Genomic DNA, 841 nt, shown 5'->3' with positions numbered 1-841 from the left:
GGTTGACCAGCACACGTTACCTGACCTTGATATTGTGAATCCAACATGCCAAGCACATTGAGTAAGGTACTTTTTCCTGAGCCGGAAGGCCCACACAGCGCCACCATTTCACCGGCAAACACCTCACCAGAGACTTCTTGCAACGCGCGTACGGTTTGGCTGCCAAGGGTGTAATCGCGACTGAGTTGACTGAAAACGATCATGACGCCTCCTTAATGTTTAGCCAGTAACGCTTTGGCAGTTTGCGGTTCTAAGTGTGTGCTATCGAAACTTTCCATTTTCGCCAACCATGTCTGCGCTTGCTCCATGTCCTCTGCACGCAGCGCTGCTTCAATGGCGTAAAGGTAAACCCAAGCCGTTGCCGCGAACGGTTGTTGATTGAAGCTCGGTTCATCAAGCAGAGTCAGGTACAGCTCGTACCCACGCTCAAAGTGATTAAACATATCCGGAAGCGAAGTGTAAGTGGTGGCCGCCATCGCAGTAGCCAATTGATATTCTGGTAGCCCTTGTAAACGCTGCTGCTCTTGAGTCGGCATAGGTTGATTCGCCATTAAATCCAAACCTTTCTGAATGGTGGCAAGCCCGCGCTCAGTGAACTTCATCTTGTTCCATGGCATAAACGCATCGCGCCCTTGCAAGGTTTCACTGCTGCCAAGGTAAACCAATGTCACAGGCGTAGCGCCTTGCTTTTGAACTAATTGTGAAAGCTCGTCATGTACAGTATCCACCAAACCCGTGTCGCCCTGTGCGGCTTGGTTAAAGCGAGTTAGTAACTGCTCAGTAGGGTTTGCCAACGCCAAGCTGCTACTCAAGGTAAACGCTGCCAATGCCGCGCCGAGCA

2 protein-coding genes are annotated in these 841 nt (G+C 51.0%); both read right to left on the bottom strand.

From position 1 onward, the window contains the following. Positions 1 to 203, bottom strand: a 203-nt coding sequence (locus R8O10_RS24525) for an ATP-binding cassette domain-containing protein (RefSeq protein WP_318191859.1), incomplete at its 3' end; no start/stop codon positions are given. Between the two features lie 9 nt (positions 204 to 212). Further along, positions 213 to 827 (bottom strand): hypothetical protein, encoded by a 615-nt coding sequence (locus R8O10_RS24520; RefSeq protein WP_318191860.1) that lies wholly within the window; start codon positions 825 to 827, stop codon positions 213 to 215. Between the last annotated feature and the right edge of the window lie 14 nt (positions 828 to 841).

The organism is Vibrio sp. 1727, from assembly GCF_033344415.1.
Classification (GTDB): domain Bacteria; phylum Pseudomonadota; class Gammaproteobacteria; order Enterobacterales; family Vibrionaceae; genus Vibrio; species Vibrio alginolyticus.
This window is presented reverse-complemented; position numbering and strand designations above follow the sequence as displayed.